The 13,109-nt window shown below is 69.6% G+C and carries 11 protein-coding genes; 5 read left to right on the forward strand and 6 right to left on the reverse strand.

The features are described from left to right. Positions 1-77: 77 nt before the first annotated feature. The 3 genes from LXB15_RS02560 (at position 78) to LXB15_RS02570 (ending at position 2,853) form a co-directional block, all read left to right on the forward strand. Complete coding sequence (locus tag LXB15_RS02560; protein ID WP_233950729.1) at positions 78-1,307, forward strand: DJ-1/PfpI family protein; 1,230 nt, start codon at positions 78-80, stop codon at positions 1,305-1,307. Next, positions 1,304-2,302, forward strand: a complete 999-nt coding sequence (locus LXB15_RS02565) for a methyltransferase domain-containing protein (protein ID WP_233950730.1) — start codon at positions 1,304-1,306, stop codon at positions 2,300-2,302. Before LXB15_RS02560 ends, LXB15_RS02565 begins: the two co-directional genes overlap by 4 nt. A gap of 68 nt (positions 2,303-2,370) precedes the next feature. Next, on the forward strand, positions 2,371-2,853 hold the full coding sequence (locus LXB15_RS02570) for a VOC family protein (RefSeq protein WP_233950731.1): 483 nt from the start codon (positions 2,371-2,373) through the stop codon (positions 2,851-2,853). Positions 2,854-2,998: 145 nt separating this feature from the next. Here the strand turns inward: LXB15_RS02570 and LXB15_RS02575 are convergent, their stop codons facing one another. Then, positions 2,999-3,835 (reverse strand): universal stress protein, encoded by an 837-nt coding sequence (locus LXB15_RS02575; RefSeq protein WP_233950732.1) that lies wholly within the window; start codon positions 3,833-3,835, stop codon positions 2,999-3,001. A 306-nt stretch (positions 3,836-4,141) separates the two neighbouring features. Here LXB15_RS02575 and LXB15_RS02580 point away from each other — a divergent pair, with 306 nt between their 5' ends. Further along, entirely contained in the window at positions 4,142-5,506 is a 1,365-nt protein-coding gene (locus tag LXB15_RS02580) for an NAD(P)H-dependent oxidoreductase (RefSeq protein WP_233950733.1), read from the forward strand. A 118-nt stretch (positions 5,507-5,624) separates the two neighbouring features. Here LXB15_RS02580 and LXB15_RS02585 read toward each other — a convergent pair whose 3' ends face one another. The 3 genes from LXB15_RS02585 to LXB15_RS02595 all read right to left on the reverse strand — a co-directional run bounded on the left by LXB15_RS02585 (position 5,625) and on the right by LXB15_RS02595 (position 10,168). Next, on the reverse strand, positions 5,625-6,671 hold the full coding sequence (locus LXB15_RS02585) for an SMP-30/gluconolactonase/LRE family protein (RefSeq protein WP_233950734.1): 1,047 nt from the start codon (positions 6,669-6,671) through the stop codon (positions 5,625-5,627). 137 nt (positions 6,672-6,808) lie between these two features. Next, the gene (locus tag LXB15_RS02590; RefSeq protein WP_233950735.1) at positions 6,809-9,043 is read right to left on the reverse strand and encodes a bifunctional diguanylate cyclase/phosphodiesterase; all 2,235 of its coding nucleotides are present in this window, start codon (positions 9,041-9,043) and stop codon (positions 6,809-6,811) included. Positions 9,044-9,340: 297 nt separating this feature from the next. Then, complete coding sequence (locus LXB15_RS02595) at positions 9,341-10,168, reverse strand: ArsR/SmtB family transcription factor (protein WP_370640158.1); 828 nt, start codon at positions 10,166-10,168, stop codon at positions 9,341-9,343. 111 nt (positions 10,169-10,279) lie between these two features. Between LXB15_RS02595 and LXB15_RS02600 the strand changes: the two genes are divergently transcribed. Continuing rightward, positions 10,280-11,185 (forward strand): DMT family transporter, encoded by a 906-nt coding sequence (locus LXB15_RS02600; protein WP_233950736.1) that lies wholly within the window; start codon positions 10,280-10,282, stop codon positions 11,183-11,185. 109 nt (positions 11,186-11,294) lie between these two features. Here the strand turns inward: LXB15_RS02600 and LXB15_RS02605 are convergent, their stop codons facing one another. Both LXB15_RS02605 and LXB15_RS02610 read right to left on the reverse strand, forming a co-directional pair. Continuing rightward, positions 11,295-11,939: a ThuA domain-containing protein gene (locus tag LXB15_RS02605; RefSeq protein ID WP_233950737.1), complete on the reverse strand. Its 645-nt coding sequence runs from the start codon at positions 11,937-11,939 to the stop codon at positions 11,295-11,297. Between the two features lie 35 nt (positions 11,940-11,974). Then, entirely contained in the window at positions 11,975-13,072 is a 1,098-nt protein-coding gene (locus tag LXB15_RS02610; protein WP_233950738.1) for a Gfo/Idh/MocA family protein, read from the reverse strand. Positions 13,073-13,109 lie beyond the last annotated feature (37 nt).

The raw sequence follows: 13,109 nt of genomic DNA on the forward strand, positions 1-13,109 counted from the left end.
GCCAGGGTCCCTGCCGCCTAGCCTCACCCTGCATTGCTCCGGATGGGGAGCGGCTGACATGGTGGCGGGCGGGCAGGATGAATTGGCGCATCGGCATTTGGGTGGGGTCCGGCCTCGTCGTCCTTTGCCTGTTCGGCTTCGGCGGCTGGATGCTGTCCCTGCCGCCATCGCCCGCGCCAGCGGTGGCGCCAGCCGTCGCGCCCGAGGAACACGCTGCGGCGCTTTCGGCACTGCGGCCGCGCAAGCGCTCGCGCCCCCTCGTTGCCGTCCTCGGCATCAACGATGCGACCGAGACGACCGACTATCTCGTCACCTACGGCATCCTGCGCCGCGCCGACGTCGCGGACGTCATGGCGCTTGCCACCGGACCTGGCCCCGTCCGGCTCTATCCGGCGCTGACGGTCGAGCCGGACGCCACGACCGCCGCCTTCGATGCGGCGCATCTCGGCGGGGCCGACTACGTCATCGTTCCGGCGATGAGCCGTGACGACGATCCGGCCGCCCTGCAGTGGCTGCGCAGCCAAGCGGCCAAGGGCGCCTTCGTCATCGGCGTATGTGCCGGGGCGAAGGTCGTCGGCGAGGCGGGCCTGCTTGAGGGCAGGCGGGCGACGACGCACTGGTACTATCGCGAGGCGCTGCGGGCGATCAGTCCCGGCATGAGTTATGTCCCCGACCGCCGGTTCGTGATCGACGGCAGCGTCGCCACGACGACCGGCATCACCGCCTCGATGCCGATGATGCTGACCTTGATCGAGGCGATCGCCGGCCGCGCCCGGGCGGCGGCGGTGGCGGTGGACCTCGGCCTCACGGAATGGGACGCCCGGCATGCTAGCGCCGCATTCCGGCTTACCCGGCCCTTCGCGGCAACGGTGCTGCGCAACCGCCTGGCCTTCTGGCGGCACGAGGAGCTCGGCATCGACCTGCGAGCCGGGATGGATGAGGTGGCGCTGGCGCTCGCCGCCGATGCCTGGTCGCGGACCTATCGCTCTCGGGCGGTGACGTTCGCGGACGGGCCCGTCGAGACCCGCAGCGGCATCCGCATCCTGCCGGATCGCCCGGCCGCTTCCCGCGCCGGGGAACCGTCGATCCTCGCGATCGACGACCGCCGTCCGGTCGAGGCGCTGGACGCGACACTCGCCGCCATCGCCGAGCGATACGGGGCGTCGACCGCCCGGGTCGTGGCGATGCAGCTGGAATATCCGGGCGCCTGGAACGGCCCTGACAGCAGCGGCGGCGCCGCCACCGCTTCGGCGGTATCCGCCGTGCCGCGCGCTGGCAGCAGACACCGGCCAGGGAGGTCGCCATGACGGACATTCACCGCGGCTTTCGGGATGCCGACCAGGCGGCGGAATCCGAGGCGCTGTTCGCCTTCCTGGATTCGGCGGATCGCCTCGAGTCCATCGCGATCTGCCGCCGACAGATGCTGGCGCTCTGCCCGCCGCGGCCGGGAGACCGGATCCTCGATATCGGCTGCGGCATCGGCCATACGACGCTCGCTCTGGCTGGAAGGGTCGGGGATGCGGGCGCGATCGTGGGCATCGACAAGAGCCGCTCGCTGGTCGCCGAAGCGCAGCGGCGCGCCGTCGCGCTCTCCGCTTCCGTCACCTACCGGATCGGGGATGCGTCCCGGCTGGATTTCCCGGACGACCATTTCGACATGTGCCGGACGGAGCGCGTGCTGATGTATGTCGAGACGCCGGAGCGTGCGCTGGACGAGATGGTCCGGGTGCTTCGGCCGGGCGGCCGCTTCGCCCTGTTCGAGTTCGACTATGACTGCATCGTGGTCGATGCCGGCAACACCGCGCTGACGCGGCACATCCTGCGGCAGGTCGCCAACTCGATCCCCAGTCCCTGGATCGGCCGCCGGCTGCCGCGGCTCCTGCGCGAGCGCGGCGGACGGGACATGACGGTCGTTCCCCACATGGTGGCGACGCCGCTCGCCATGTTCCGCAGGGTCATCGGCGGAACGGTCGGCGCTGCGGTGGAGAACGGCGCCCTCGAGGCAGGCGGGCTGGACGAATGGTGGCGGGATCTGGCGCGATCCGACACGGACGGCCGGTTCTTCGCCGGATTCTTCGGCTTCATTGTCAGCGGTCGCCTGGCAGTGGAGGAAGCCGGACGCGGAGGCGGCAAGGAGGAACAGGGCGTCGGTGACGCGGAGCGAGGGCAGGGCATGACGCTCGCCCGGCCATCGGCAGCATTCTGCCGTGAACCGCCTCGGCGGTGGGGCAAGGACCGCCACGCCGCATTGTCGCATGCCTCGATACGGTCGCTAGCGGCCGGCGAACCCACCAGGGGCTGATTTGAGCAACGCAGGCTGGTGCGCCCGGAGCCCCTGGCGGGCGGGCCGGCTCGAAGTGGAGAATGGTGATGACCGAACTCGTTCCCTGCCTGTGGTTCGACCGCGGCGAAGCGAAGAAGGCGGCGGAATTCTATGCCGCGACATTTCCCGACAGCACGGTCGACCGGGTGAATGCGGCGGTGGCCGACTATCCGAGCGGCAAGGAAGGCGACGAACTGACGGTCGAGTTCACCCTGCTCGGCCGGAAGTTCGTCGGCCTGAACGGCGGACCGATCTTCACGCCGAACGAGGCCGTCTCCTTCATGGTCGTCACCGCGGACCAGGAAGAGACCGACCGCTACTGGAACGCGATCGTCGGCAATGGTGGGCAGGAAAGCGTCTGCGGCTGGTGCAAGGATCGCTGGGGCTATTCCTGGCAGATCACGCCGAAGTTGCTGCTCGACCTCACCACCGGGCCCGATCGCGGCAAGGCCAAGCGCGCCTTCACCGCGATGCTGGGGATGGGAAAGATCGACGTCGCGGCGATCGAGGCGGCAGCGAGCGAGGCCTGACCGGCCGCAGGGCACCCGCCGGCGGCCAAGCGGCGTCAGCCTGGCTTTGCGAAGGACGTACCACCCCCGCAGGTCGCATGCAGAAAAGCATCGGGGGCGGCGAAGCGGCGCCCGCGGATGCCGGGCACGCCCTTTGCGGCCCGGCCTACCGTCCGAGGAACAGCGACAGCTGCGGTGCCTCGATCATCGAACGGGTGACCCCGCCGAAGATCCATTCGCGCAGGCGGGAGTGGCCGTAGGCGCCCATCATGATCATGTCTGCCTCGACGTCCGTCGCGTGCTGGCGCAGCACGTCGGCGGGCGGGTTGCCGCCGCTGGGCAGCCGGTCGACGGTGACCCTGGCGCCGTGGCGGGTGAGATAGGTGGCGATGTCGGCGCCGGGCTCCGGCCCGTCGCCCCATTCGCTCGCCACCGGATCCACCATCGTGACGTGCACCATCTCGGCCGCCGCGAGGATCTCGATGCCCTCCCGCACGGCCCGCGCCGCCTCGGCGTGCGAGGACCAGGCGACCAGCACGCGCTTCGGCTGCAGCGTCGCGTCGCCCGCCTGCGGCGCCATGAGCACCGGGCGCTGGGCTTCGAAGAGCGCGCCCTTCAGGGTCGCGGCCTTGAACGGCTCGCTCGACCGCGCGAGTTCGGGACCGACGAAGACCAGATCGGCATAGAGCGCATGCCGCCCGACCTCCGAGGCGACGGCGGCCTGCTCGGCAAGGCGGCAGTCGAGATCGGTGGAGACATCGCTTTCCGCCAGGATTTCGCTGACGGCGGCCGCTTCCTTGGCGAGAGTCTTCGCCGCCTCTTCCCGCTCCAGAACCCAGGTTTCCGCCACCATCGCGTATTCGCCCAGCGGCGGCGGTGGCTCGATGCCGAGGACGAGCACCGAAAGATGCGCCCGGTTTGCCTCGCATAGGCGAAGCGCCGCCGCGAGGTCGCGCTCCGGGCTCTGTGGACCCACGGCGCAAAGCATCGTCCTGAAGCGCATCTTCGATCTCCCGGCAGCCATCGGACCCGTGGGTCCCGCCTGCCAGCAAGTTGGCGATATCGACTGAACTCCACATTGCGCCAGATCAAAGCGGCGCTGGCATGCGACCGGTGCTCGCGCGGTCGCCATCTGCGGAACCGGCGCTGCCCGGGAGCGGCACGCCGTGCCGGCCCGGCGGCGGCGAGGGCGGGGCCGCCCCGCGGTCAGTCGGCGGATTGCGGCCGGCGGTGCGGGCGGTTGGCCTTGAACGCCCGGGCGGCCGGCGCAGTTTGGCGATCGGGGGCAGAGATTGGGAGGAGACCGCGCGTGAATCTCTACACGAAACTGATGAAGCGCCAGAGCGAGGGCAAGCCGATCCGCGTCGGACTGATCGGGGCCGGGAAATTCGGCTCGATGTTCCTGTCGCAGGTCCGGCACATTCCCGGCATGCATCTCTACGGCATCGCCGACCTGTCCGCGGCGCGCGCGCGGGAGGCGCTGGCCCATACCGGCTGGGATGCCGACGCCGTGGTCGCCAGGGACAGCGAGGACGCGCTCGCCTCGGGTCGAACCTTCGTGACAGAGGATCCCGAGGCGCTGATCCGTGCCGCCGGGCTCGACGTCGTCATCGACGCCACCGGCAGTCCCGCCGCCGGCATCCGCCACGCGCTTCTGGCCGCAGGCCAGGGCCGGCACATGATCATGGTCAATGTCGAGGCCGACGTTCTGGCGGGGCCCTATCTCGCCCGGCAGTTCGACAGCGCCGGGCTGGTCTATTCGATGGCCTATGGCGACCAGCCGGCGCTGGTCTGCGAGATGGTCGACTGGGCCCGCACCTGCGGCTTTCGCGTGGTCGCCGCCGGCAAGGGCACGAAATACCTGCCGTCCTACGCCGCCTCGACGCCCGATACCGTATGGGGACACTACGGGCTGTCGCCGGAAGACGCCAAGGCCGGCGGGATGAACCCGCAGATGTTCAATTCCTTCCTCGACGGGACGAAGTCGGCGCTGGAAATGGCGGCGATCTCCAACGCCACTGGCCTGCTGGCGCCGCGCGACGGGCTGAAGTTTCCGCCGGCCGGCACCCATGACCTGGCCGAGGTGCTGAAGCCGCAGGCAGCAGGCGGCGTGCTGGACGAGGCCCGCATGGTGGAGTGCGTCTCCAGCCTGGAGCGGGACGGCCGGCACGTGTTCGGGGACCTGCGCTGGGGCGTCTATGTCACCTTCGAGGCAATGGAGGATGGCGGCAGCGGCGCCGATTACGTGCGCCGGTGCTTCCGCGAGTACCAGGTCGTCACCGACAGCTCCGGCCGCTATGCGACGCTGTTCCGCCCGTCGCATCTGATCGGTCTGGAACTGCCGATCTCGGTGGCCAGCGCCGCCCTGCGGGGCGAACCCACGGGCCGCACCGAGGCGTTCGTCTCGGATGTCGTGGCGGTGGCCAAGAAGGCGCTCAGGCCGGGCGATGTCCTTGACGGCGAGGGCGGCTACACGGTCTGGGGGCGCCTCGCCCGCGCCGAGGATTCGCTGCGACGAGAGGGCCTGCCGATCGGCCTTGCCCACGGCGTGGCGATGAGGCGGGCGGTGGCCGAGGGCCAGATGCTGACATGGGCCGATGTCGACGCGCCGGCGAGCCAGGCCGTCACGATCCGGCGCGCGATGGAGGACGAGGCGCGGCAGGCGCTGGGGTGACGTTCCGGCCCCGGCGTCATGGCGCGCGCCGTCCCGGCGGGTCCCGGCCCGCAGGAGATGGGGCCGGAAGGCCGGTGCGGTTCGCAGCCCCGCTGGCCTCGCCGGCCCGGAAGCCGCTTCAGGCCATATGGGCGCCCTGGGCGGCGGTGAAGATCGTGTAGATCGACTGGCTGGCGGTCAGCAGCAGCCGGTTGCGGTGCTCGCCGACGAAGGCGAGGTTGGCGCAGCCCTCCGGCGTCTTGATCTGCCCGATCTTGACGCCGTCGGGAGCATAGACGTGGACGCCGTCCTGACCTTCTCCGGCAAACCCCGTGGCCGCCCAGACATTGCCGTCCACATCGGCGCGCAGCCCGTCGTGGAAACCGTTCTCGAGGGTCGCGAAGACGCGCCGGCCGGTCAGCCGGCGGCCGTTGTCCTCGACGGTCCAGGCGATGATCCGGGACGGCTCGGGATGATGCGTCGCGGCCGAGTCCGCGACGTAGAGGGTCCGGTAGTCGGGCGAGAAGCTGAGGCCGTTCGGCTTGAATATCTCGTCGGTCAGCCGGGTCACCGTCCCGCCGGCGGCGTCGATGTGATAGACGCTGGTCGGCAGCTCCAGCTCCCGGACATTGCCTTCATAGTACCAGTGGCTGCCGTAGCCGGGATCGGTGAAGATGATCCCGCCATCGTCGGGATGGACGACCGCGTCGTTGGGCGCGTTCAGCTGCTTGCCCTCGAAGGTCTCGGCGAGCACCTCGGGCGGGCCCTGGCGGCCATAGCGGACCACCCTTGCCGTGGAATGCTCGCAGCTGATCTGCCGCCCCTCGCGATCGAACGTGTTGCCGTTCGAATAGTTGGACGCGTGCCGGAGCGGCGTCACCGCGCCAGTGACCTCGTCCCATCGCATCTGCCGGTTGTTGGGTATGTCGCTGAAGACAGCATAGCGGCCGACGCCGTTCCACGCCGGGCCCTCGGCCCATAGCGCGCCGCTCCATTGCCGCTGCAGCGGCGTGTTGCCGATCATGTACTTGGAGAAGCGCGGATCCAGCACCTCCCAGGCGTCGTCCGGGTAGCGGGATGGCTGCGGGCCGGGGGGCTCGGCCTGCGCGCGGGCAATGCCCGGGATGGCGAGCGCTGCGCCGAGTGCCGCGCCGCCGGCCAGAAGTGCACGTCGATCGATGTCCATGTCTTCCTCCCGTCGGCCGTCTGCCGATCTTGCGGCCGACTTGCGTTCTCTCCCATTGATCGGCGATCGAAGAGTAGGTTGCGCGGAAAGACTTGGCCAGATGCTTCGGGCCGGGAGTGCCGGTGCCAGCCGGCGCCCTACTGGGGAGCGGCGGTGTCCGGGCTCCTGAGCACCGTCTCGGCCGTGCCGGCGCGCAGCAGCTGGTCGATCTCGCGGGCCGGCATCGGACGGGAAAGCAGAAAACCCTGCAGCTGGTCGCACCCCATGGCGGACAGCAGCTCCCGCTGCTCGGCCGTCTCGACGCCCTCGGCCGTGGTCTTCATGCCGACCGCCTGCGCCAGGTCGACGATCGCCTGCACGATAGCCTCGTCGCCCTTGTCGGTCCCGAAACCGGCCACGAAGCTGCGGTCGATCTTCAGGCGTTCGGCATGCAGGTCATGCAGCCGCCCCAGCGAGGAGAAACCCGTCCCGAAGTCGTCGAGCGCAAATCTGACGCCGAGCCGTCGCAGATGGGCGATGTTGGTCTCGATGTCCGTCGCCCGCTCGCAGAAGGCGCTCTCGGTGATCTCCAGCTCCAGCCGTCCGGGAGCCATGCCGTTCGACAGGAGGATCCTCTCGACCCGGGCTGCATAATGGGAGTCGCGCAGCTCAACCATCGAGGCGTTGATCGCCACGGTATCCACCAGCCAGCCCCGCGTGTCGATGCAGACCCGCTCAAGGACCCAGGCCCCCAGCTGGAGGATGAGGCCGGACTCCTCCGCCACCGGGATGAACACGGCCGGAGAGATCGGCCCCTCGGTCGGATGATGCCACCGCACCAGCGCCTCGAATCCGGAGATCGTGCCGTCGTGCGCGCGGATGAGCGGCTGGTAGTAGACGTCGAGTTCGCCAGGGTTCTCCAGCGCCGCCCGCAGGTCCCGCTCCATGTTGCGGCGGCGCGTCGCGGCTTGGTCGAGCTGCGGATCGTAGAGCGTGAAGCTGCTGCGTCCGGAGCGCTTGGAGTGATAGAGGGCGACGTCGGCCCGGCGGAACAGTTCCTCCCGATCGTCTCCGGGCTCGGAGGCGCGGGCTGCCCCGACGCTCGCGCCGATGAAGACCTGGGTGCCCTCGACGTCGAACGGCCGCCGGGTGGTCTCGATCAGTTTGGCGCAGAATTCCTGGACGGCCTGCGTCGACAGCAGCGAGCGGGTGAGCACGACGAACTCGTCGCCGCCGACCCGCGCCACCGTATCGGCTTCACCGGTCAGACGCCTCAGGCGATCGGCGAACTCCCGCAGCAGTTCGTCGCCGGCGGGGTGGCCCAGCGTGTCGTTCACCTCCTTGAAGCGGTCGAGGTCGAGATAGATCAGCGTGAGGTGGCCGCCGGTCCAGCGCTCGCCGATCGCGGCGTCGAACCGTTTGGCCAGCTGGGCGCGATTGGCGAGACCGGTCAGGAGGTCGTGGTGGGCGAGATGGCGGACTTCCGCTTCGCTCAACGACAGGGTGATCGACCGCCGGCGGAGCGCCGCGAGCAGGCCGGCGAGAACGACAAGGCTCGCCAGGGCAATGCCGAGCATCACCGGGCCGACGCGCCACAGCACCGTCGAGCCGGGGCTGAACGGCGTCCAGACGAGATAGCCGAACGGCAGTCCGTCGTCCGTCAGAAGGGTAGCGGATGCCGAGCCCGCCGATGCATCGGGGATCCAGGAAAACCGCATGTCGTCCAGCAGGTAGTCGCGTTCCAGCCCGGCCACGAAATCGCCGTCGAGATACCGCGCGGCCACGTGCATGTATTCCTCGCCCGGCACCTGCACCAGGTCACCGGAGTCGGAGACGATCGGCTTGACGCTGAGAATGGCGGGGCGGCCGGCGATGTTGACCAGGTCGGACTCCCCGATCGTCAGGGTCCGGTCGGACACGCCGTCGGTGTCGCCCGCCGTCAGGCGCGCCCGCAGCGCCTCTACGAGGGGCAGGGTCTGCGCCTGGACGGCGGCGAAAGCCGACGGATCCTGTTCGGCGCCGTCCGCAAAGGCATAGACGGAACGATCCTCCTCATCGAGGACGTAGGCATGGTCGTGCCCGAAATAGCTGGCCATCCAGGACCCGAGATTCACGTCGATCCAGTCCGACTCCCCCGGGTTCCGGACCTCCCTGACGGCATCGTCCCAGACCGTCACGCTCTCCTGGTCGTGAGCGATCTTCGAGCGGATCTCGGCGACCACGACGTCCACCAGCATGTGCTGGCGGTCGGCCGAGACGCGATCCGACCCCGAGGCGGACCACCACAGCAGCGACGCCGCGACGCCATTCAGCAGCAACGCCGCAGCCAGTATCGGCAACATCGTCTTCAGGATGAACAGGCGCCGGCTTGGCTGGGCAAAATTGTCGATCATCGGGTGTCCGTTCCGCGCCAGACGGCGAGGGCCTTCTGCGATCGGTCCGGATGGCCGCCCGAGGAAAAGCACGAGAGGCCATCTCTAGCACGACCGGAGCCTCGCGAGGGCTGGAATGTGAGGCCTCTGTTGCCGCACCGGTCCCCACATCCCGCGAGAACCCCGCGGCCTGCCGGTCCTTTACGGTCCGGCAGGCGGTCGGAGCGCGGCGATGCGGATCGACTGCCGGCGTACTGCGGATGCCGCTAGGGCATATTCTCCCGTGACTTCGTCAGATGCGGCCCGCCGTCGCAGCGATCATGCAGAGGCCGGAGCCGCGGGTCTGGCGTCGGCCGGATCGCGGAATTCGTTTCCGGAGGCTGCCGTGATGCGCGCCGGCGATCCCGACGCGGCGAGGGTGGCAGCCGCCCACACCGGCTCGCACCGGAAGGTCCCGGCGAAGCCGCGCTCGCCGGCATGACTGATCCGCAGCGTCCGGCTGGCCGGCACGCGCACGAGCCAGCCGAGCGCGATCGAGCGGTCGAGGATCGCGGCGCCGAGCCTGCCGGCCAGATGCGCGCGGCGCTCGCTCCAGTCGAGGCAGGTCCGGCAGAGCGGCCGCTTGCCGGCGCCGAAAGTGTCGACATCGATGCCGAAGTCCGAGAGGAATCGGCGGCCCTCGTCGGAGACGATGCCGATGCCGTCGTCGATGTGGATGAAGCCTTGCCGCTGCAGCGCATCGGCGATGGCGACGCCGAGCCGGCCGGCCAGATGATCGTAACAGGAGCGGGCAAGCCGCATCGCCGCGTCGCGGGGGCCGCGCACGCGGGATGGTCCTGAAGCGCTGGAAAGCGCCATCAGCCCCTCCAGCGCTTCGGCGATCTGTGGCGACGCCAGGCGGAAATAGCGATGCCGGCCCTGCCGCTCGACGGCGAGGAGGCCGCCGTCCTGCAGCCTGGCCAGGTGGCCGCTGGCGGTCTGCGGGGTGACGCCGGCATGGGCGGCGAGTTCCCCTGCAGTCAGCGCGACGCCGCCCATCAGCGCCGCCAGCATGTTGGCGCGGGCGGGATCGCCCATCAGGAAGGCGGTCGCGGCGATGCTGCTGCCGGTCGGGGGATCGATCATGAAAGCCAGGATAAGCGGCACCGGGCCGCTTGTCAGGAGGCGATGCTTCGGTGAAGACCGTAGCATCGTGGCCAGGCGATCCTCTAGCTTCCGCCAACGCCCAAGCATCTCCTCAGGACCCGAAAGCCCCCAATGGCGGACCATCCACCGCGCCTTGCCATCAGCCTCGTCATGCTGCTCGCCCTCGCGACGCTGTGGGGCGCCTCCTACAGCTTCATCAAGATCGGGGTCGAGACCATCCCGCCGGTGACGCTGATCGCCACGCGCACGCTGATCGCCGGCGGCCTGCTGCTGGTGATCCTGCGCCTGCGCGGGCTTCGCCTGCCGACGGACGGGCGCAACACCAGGCGCTTCCTGATCCAGGCCTGCCTCAACACGGTGATGCCGTTCACGCTGGTCGCGTGGGGCGAGCAGCATGTCGACGCCGGGCTGGCGGTGATCCTCAACTCGCTGACGCCGGTCTTCGCCTTCCTGATCAACGCGCTGGTGACCCGCCACGAGACGGTGACGGCCCCGAAGATCTTCGGCGTCGCCGCGGGCCTCGCCGGCATCTGCCTGGTCGTCGGCCCGGCGGCGCTCGCCGGCTTCGGGACGGCGCTGACGGCGCAGCTCGCCATCGTGCTGGCGGCCGTCGCCTATGGCGCGGCGGTGACCTTCGGGCGGACCTTCCGCGACCTCGATCCGATGATGCCGGCGGCCGGATCGCTGATCTGGGGCGCGGCGATCCTCATCCCCGTCAGCCTCGTCGTCGACCGGCCCTGGACGCTGGCGCCGTCGCAGGAGTCGATGCTCGCCCTCTTGGCGCTATCGGTGTTCTCGACGGCGCTCGCCTTCGTCATCTACTTCACGCTGCTCAAGCGCCTCGGCTCGGTCGGCACCACGGCGCAGGCCTATCTGCGCGTGCCGATCGGCGTCGGCATCGGCATCGTCTTTCTCGGCGAGCTGCCGCAGCCGAGCGCCTGGCTCGGCCTGGTGTTCGTCGTCATCAGCGTCGTCGCGATGACGCTGCCGGCGGGGCGGCGGCTCCGCGCGGCGTGAGGCGGCCGGCCGCGGCGTCGGCGTCCGGCGCGCGGTGCGCCGGACCTTTGCCCTCTTGGGCATCGGGACGGCGTTGGCGCCCGCGACGGCAACGGCCAGCCACATAGGGTCAGTCGGCCGCCGCCCAGAGGAGGCCGCGGCGCAGGATCTCCTTCATCTGCGGCACGGCGAACTCCGAGACGACGTGGCCGAGCGAGGAATAGAAGACCCGGCCCTTGCCGAAGCGCGTCTTCCAGACCACCGGCATCACCACGCCGTCGATCCAGTCGGCATGATCGCCGGCAAAGCGGGTCGTCGCCAGGACCTCGATCGCCGGATCGACATGCATGAAATACTGTTCGGAGTGGTAGTCGAAGCTCTCGATGCCGGCCATGATCGGATCGTCCGGGCGGGTCACGTCGACCCGATAGTCGATGATGTTGCCGGGATGAGCCACCCACTGGCCGCCGACCATGAACTGGTATTCCGGCTGGTCGCGGAAACTGTCGGCCATGCCGCCGTGGTAGCCGCCGAGACCGACGCCGCCCTTCACCGCCGCAACGAGGTTCGAGAGTTCCTCCTTCTCGATCTTCGACATGGTGATGATCGGCACGATCAGGCTGAGGTCACGGATCGACGGGTCGGCGAAGGCCTCCGTGGTGTTCTCGGTGAACACCTTGAAGCCTTCCTGCTCGAGCATCTCGCCGACGATCTCGGCCCCCTCCCTGGGTTCGTGGCCGCTCCAGCCGCCCCAGACGATGAGTGCTTCCTTCATGGTGATGTTCCTTTCGAATCGGGTCGGGGTGAGGGTCAGGCGGGGCGGTCGAGAGCGGGGCTCTCGGCCAGCGGCTGCGGGCGCTCCGGCCGCGTCGTGATGTCGATGGTCGCGCCGTCCTCGGCCGCCCGCCCGATCGCCTCCATCACTTCCAGGACATGCAGAGCGAGGTCGCCGTTGGCGCGGTGCGGCCTGTCCTGGCGGATGGCGGCGGCCATGTCGGCAAGGCCGAGCGAGCGGTGGTTGCCGTCGGCATAGGGCCGCTCGACGGCGACATCGGTCCACTCGCCGCCCTTCCTGAGGAACTTCACCTCGCCGCCGAAATGGTTGGGGTCGGGGACGATCAGGCTGCCCTCGGTGCCGTAGACCTCCAGCGGCAGATGCTTGTGGGCGGCGACGTCGAAACTCATGGTGATCGACGCGACGGCGCCGGAATGAAACGCCAGCATGCCGACCACGTGGGTCGGCACCTCGACCTCGATCGTCTCGCCCTTCTTCGGCTCGCTGGTGATCGTGCGGGTCCGCCGCGGCGCCGGCGCCATGCCCGCGACGCGCGCGACCGGGCCGAGAAGATTGACGAGATCGGTGATGTAGTAGGGCCCCATGTCGAGCATCGGGCCGCCGCCGCGCTTGTAGTAGAAGTCCGGATTGGGGTGCCAGCGCTCGTGGCCCGGGCACATGAAGAAGGCCGTCCCGCCAACCGGCTGGCCAAGGTGACCGGCATCGACGAATTCGCGCGCCGCCTGATGCGCGCCGCCGAGGAAGGTGTCGGGCGCCGAGCCGACCCGCAGGCCCTGCCTGGCCGCTTCCTCGACCAGGCGGGTCGCGTCGGCGAAATCGATGCCGAGCGGCTTTTCCGAGTAGGCGTGCTTGCCGGCCTTCAGGATGTCGAGGCCCACCGCGACATGGGCGCCGGGGATCGTCAGGTTGAGGACGATCTCGATCGCCGGATCGGCGAGCAGCGCCGCGACGCTGACGGCCGGAATGCCGAACTCGGCCGCGCGGCTCTCGGCCGCCGCCATGTCGCGGTCGGCCAGGGCCCGGATGTCGAGAACCGGGAAGGACCTGGCGGCCTTCAGATAGGCGGCGCTGATATTGCCGCAGCCGATGATGCCGATGCCGACGGGTTGCATGATGATTTCCTCCCAGAAAATGCGCTGCCCTGTCTGA

It is taken from the genome of Aurantimonas sp. HBX-1, from assembly GCF_021391535.1.
Classification (GTDB): domain Bacteria; phylum Pseudomonadota; class Alphaproteobacteria; order Rhizobiales; family Rhizobiaceae; genus Aurantimonas.

Bases quoted from the DNA above. Each gene is read 5' to 3' on its own strand.
- LXB15_RS02575 (WP_233950732.1), bottom strand. From the start codon at position 3,835: ATGCGCTTCAGGACGATGCTTTGCGCCGTGGGTCCACAGAGCCCGGAG.
- LXB15_RS02565 (WP_233950730.1), top strand. From the start codon at position 1,304: ATGACGGACATTCACCGCGGCTTTCGGGATGCCGACCAGGCGGCGGAA.
- LXB15_RS02605 (WP_233950737.1), bottom strand. From the start codon at position 11,939: ATGAAGGAAGCACTCATCGTCTGGGGCGGCTGGAGCGGCCACGAACCC.
- LXB15_RS02590 (WP_233950735.1), bottom strand. From the start codon at position 9,043: ATGATCGACAATTTTGCCCAGCCAAGCCGGCGCCTGTTCATCCTGAAG.
- LXB15_RS02600 (WP_233950736.1), top strand. From the start codon at position 10,280: ATGGCGGACCATCCACCGCGCCTTGCCATCAGCCTCGTCATGCTGCTC.
- LXB15_RS02585 (WP_233950734.1), bottom strand. From the start codon at position 6,671: ATGGACATCGATCGACGTGCACTTCTGGCCGGCGGCGCGGCACTCGGC.
- LXB15_RS02570 (WP_233950731.1), top strand. From the start codon at position 2,371: ATGACCGAACTCGTTCCCTGCCTGTGGTTCGACCGCGGCGAAGCGAAG.
- LXB15_RS02610 (WP_233950738.1), bottom strand. From the start codon at position 13,072: ATGCAACCCGTCGGCATCGGCATCATCGGCTGCGGCAATATCAGCGCC.
- LXB15_RS02560 (WP_233950729.1), top strand. From the start codon at position 78: ATGAATTGGCGCATCGGCATTTGGGTGGGGTCCGGCCTCGTCGTCCTT.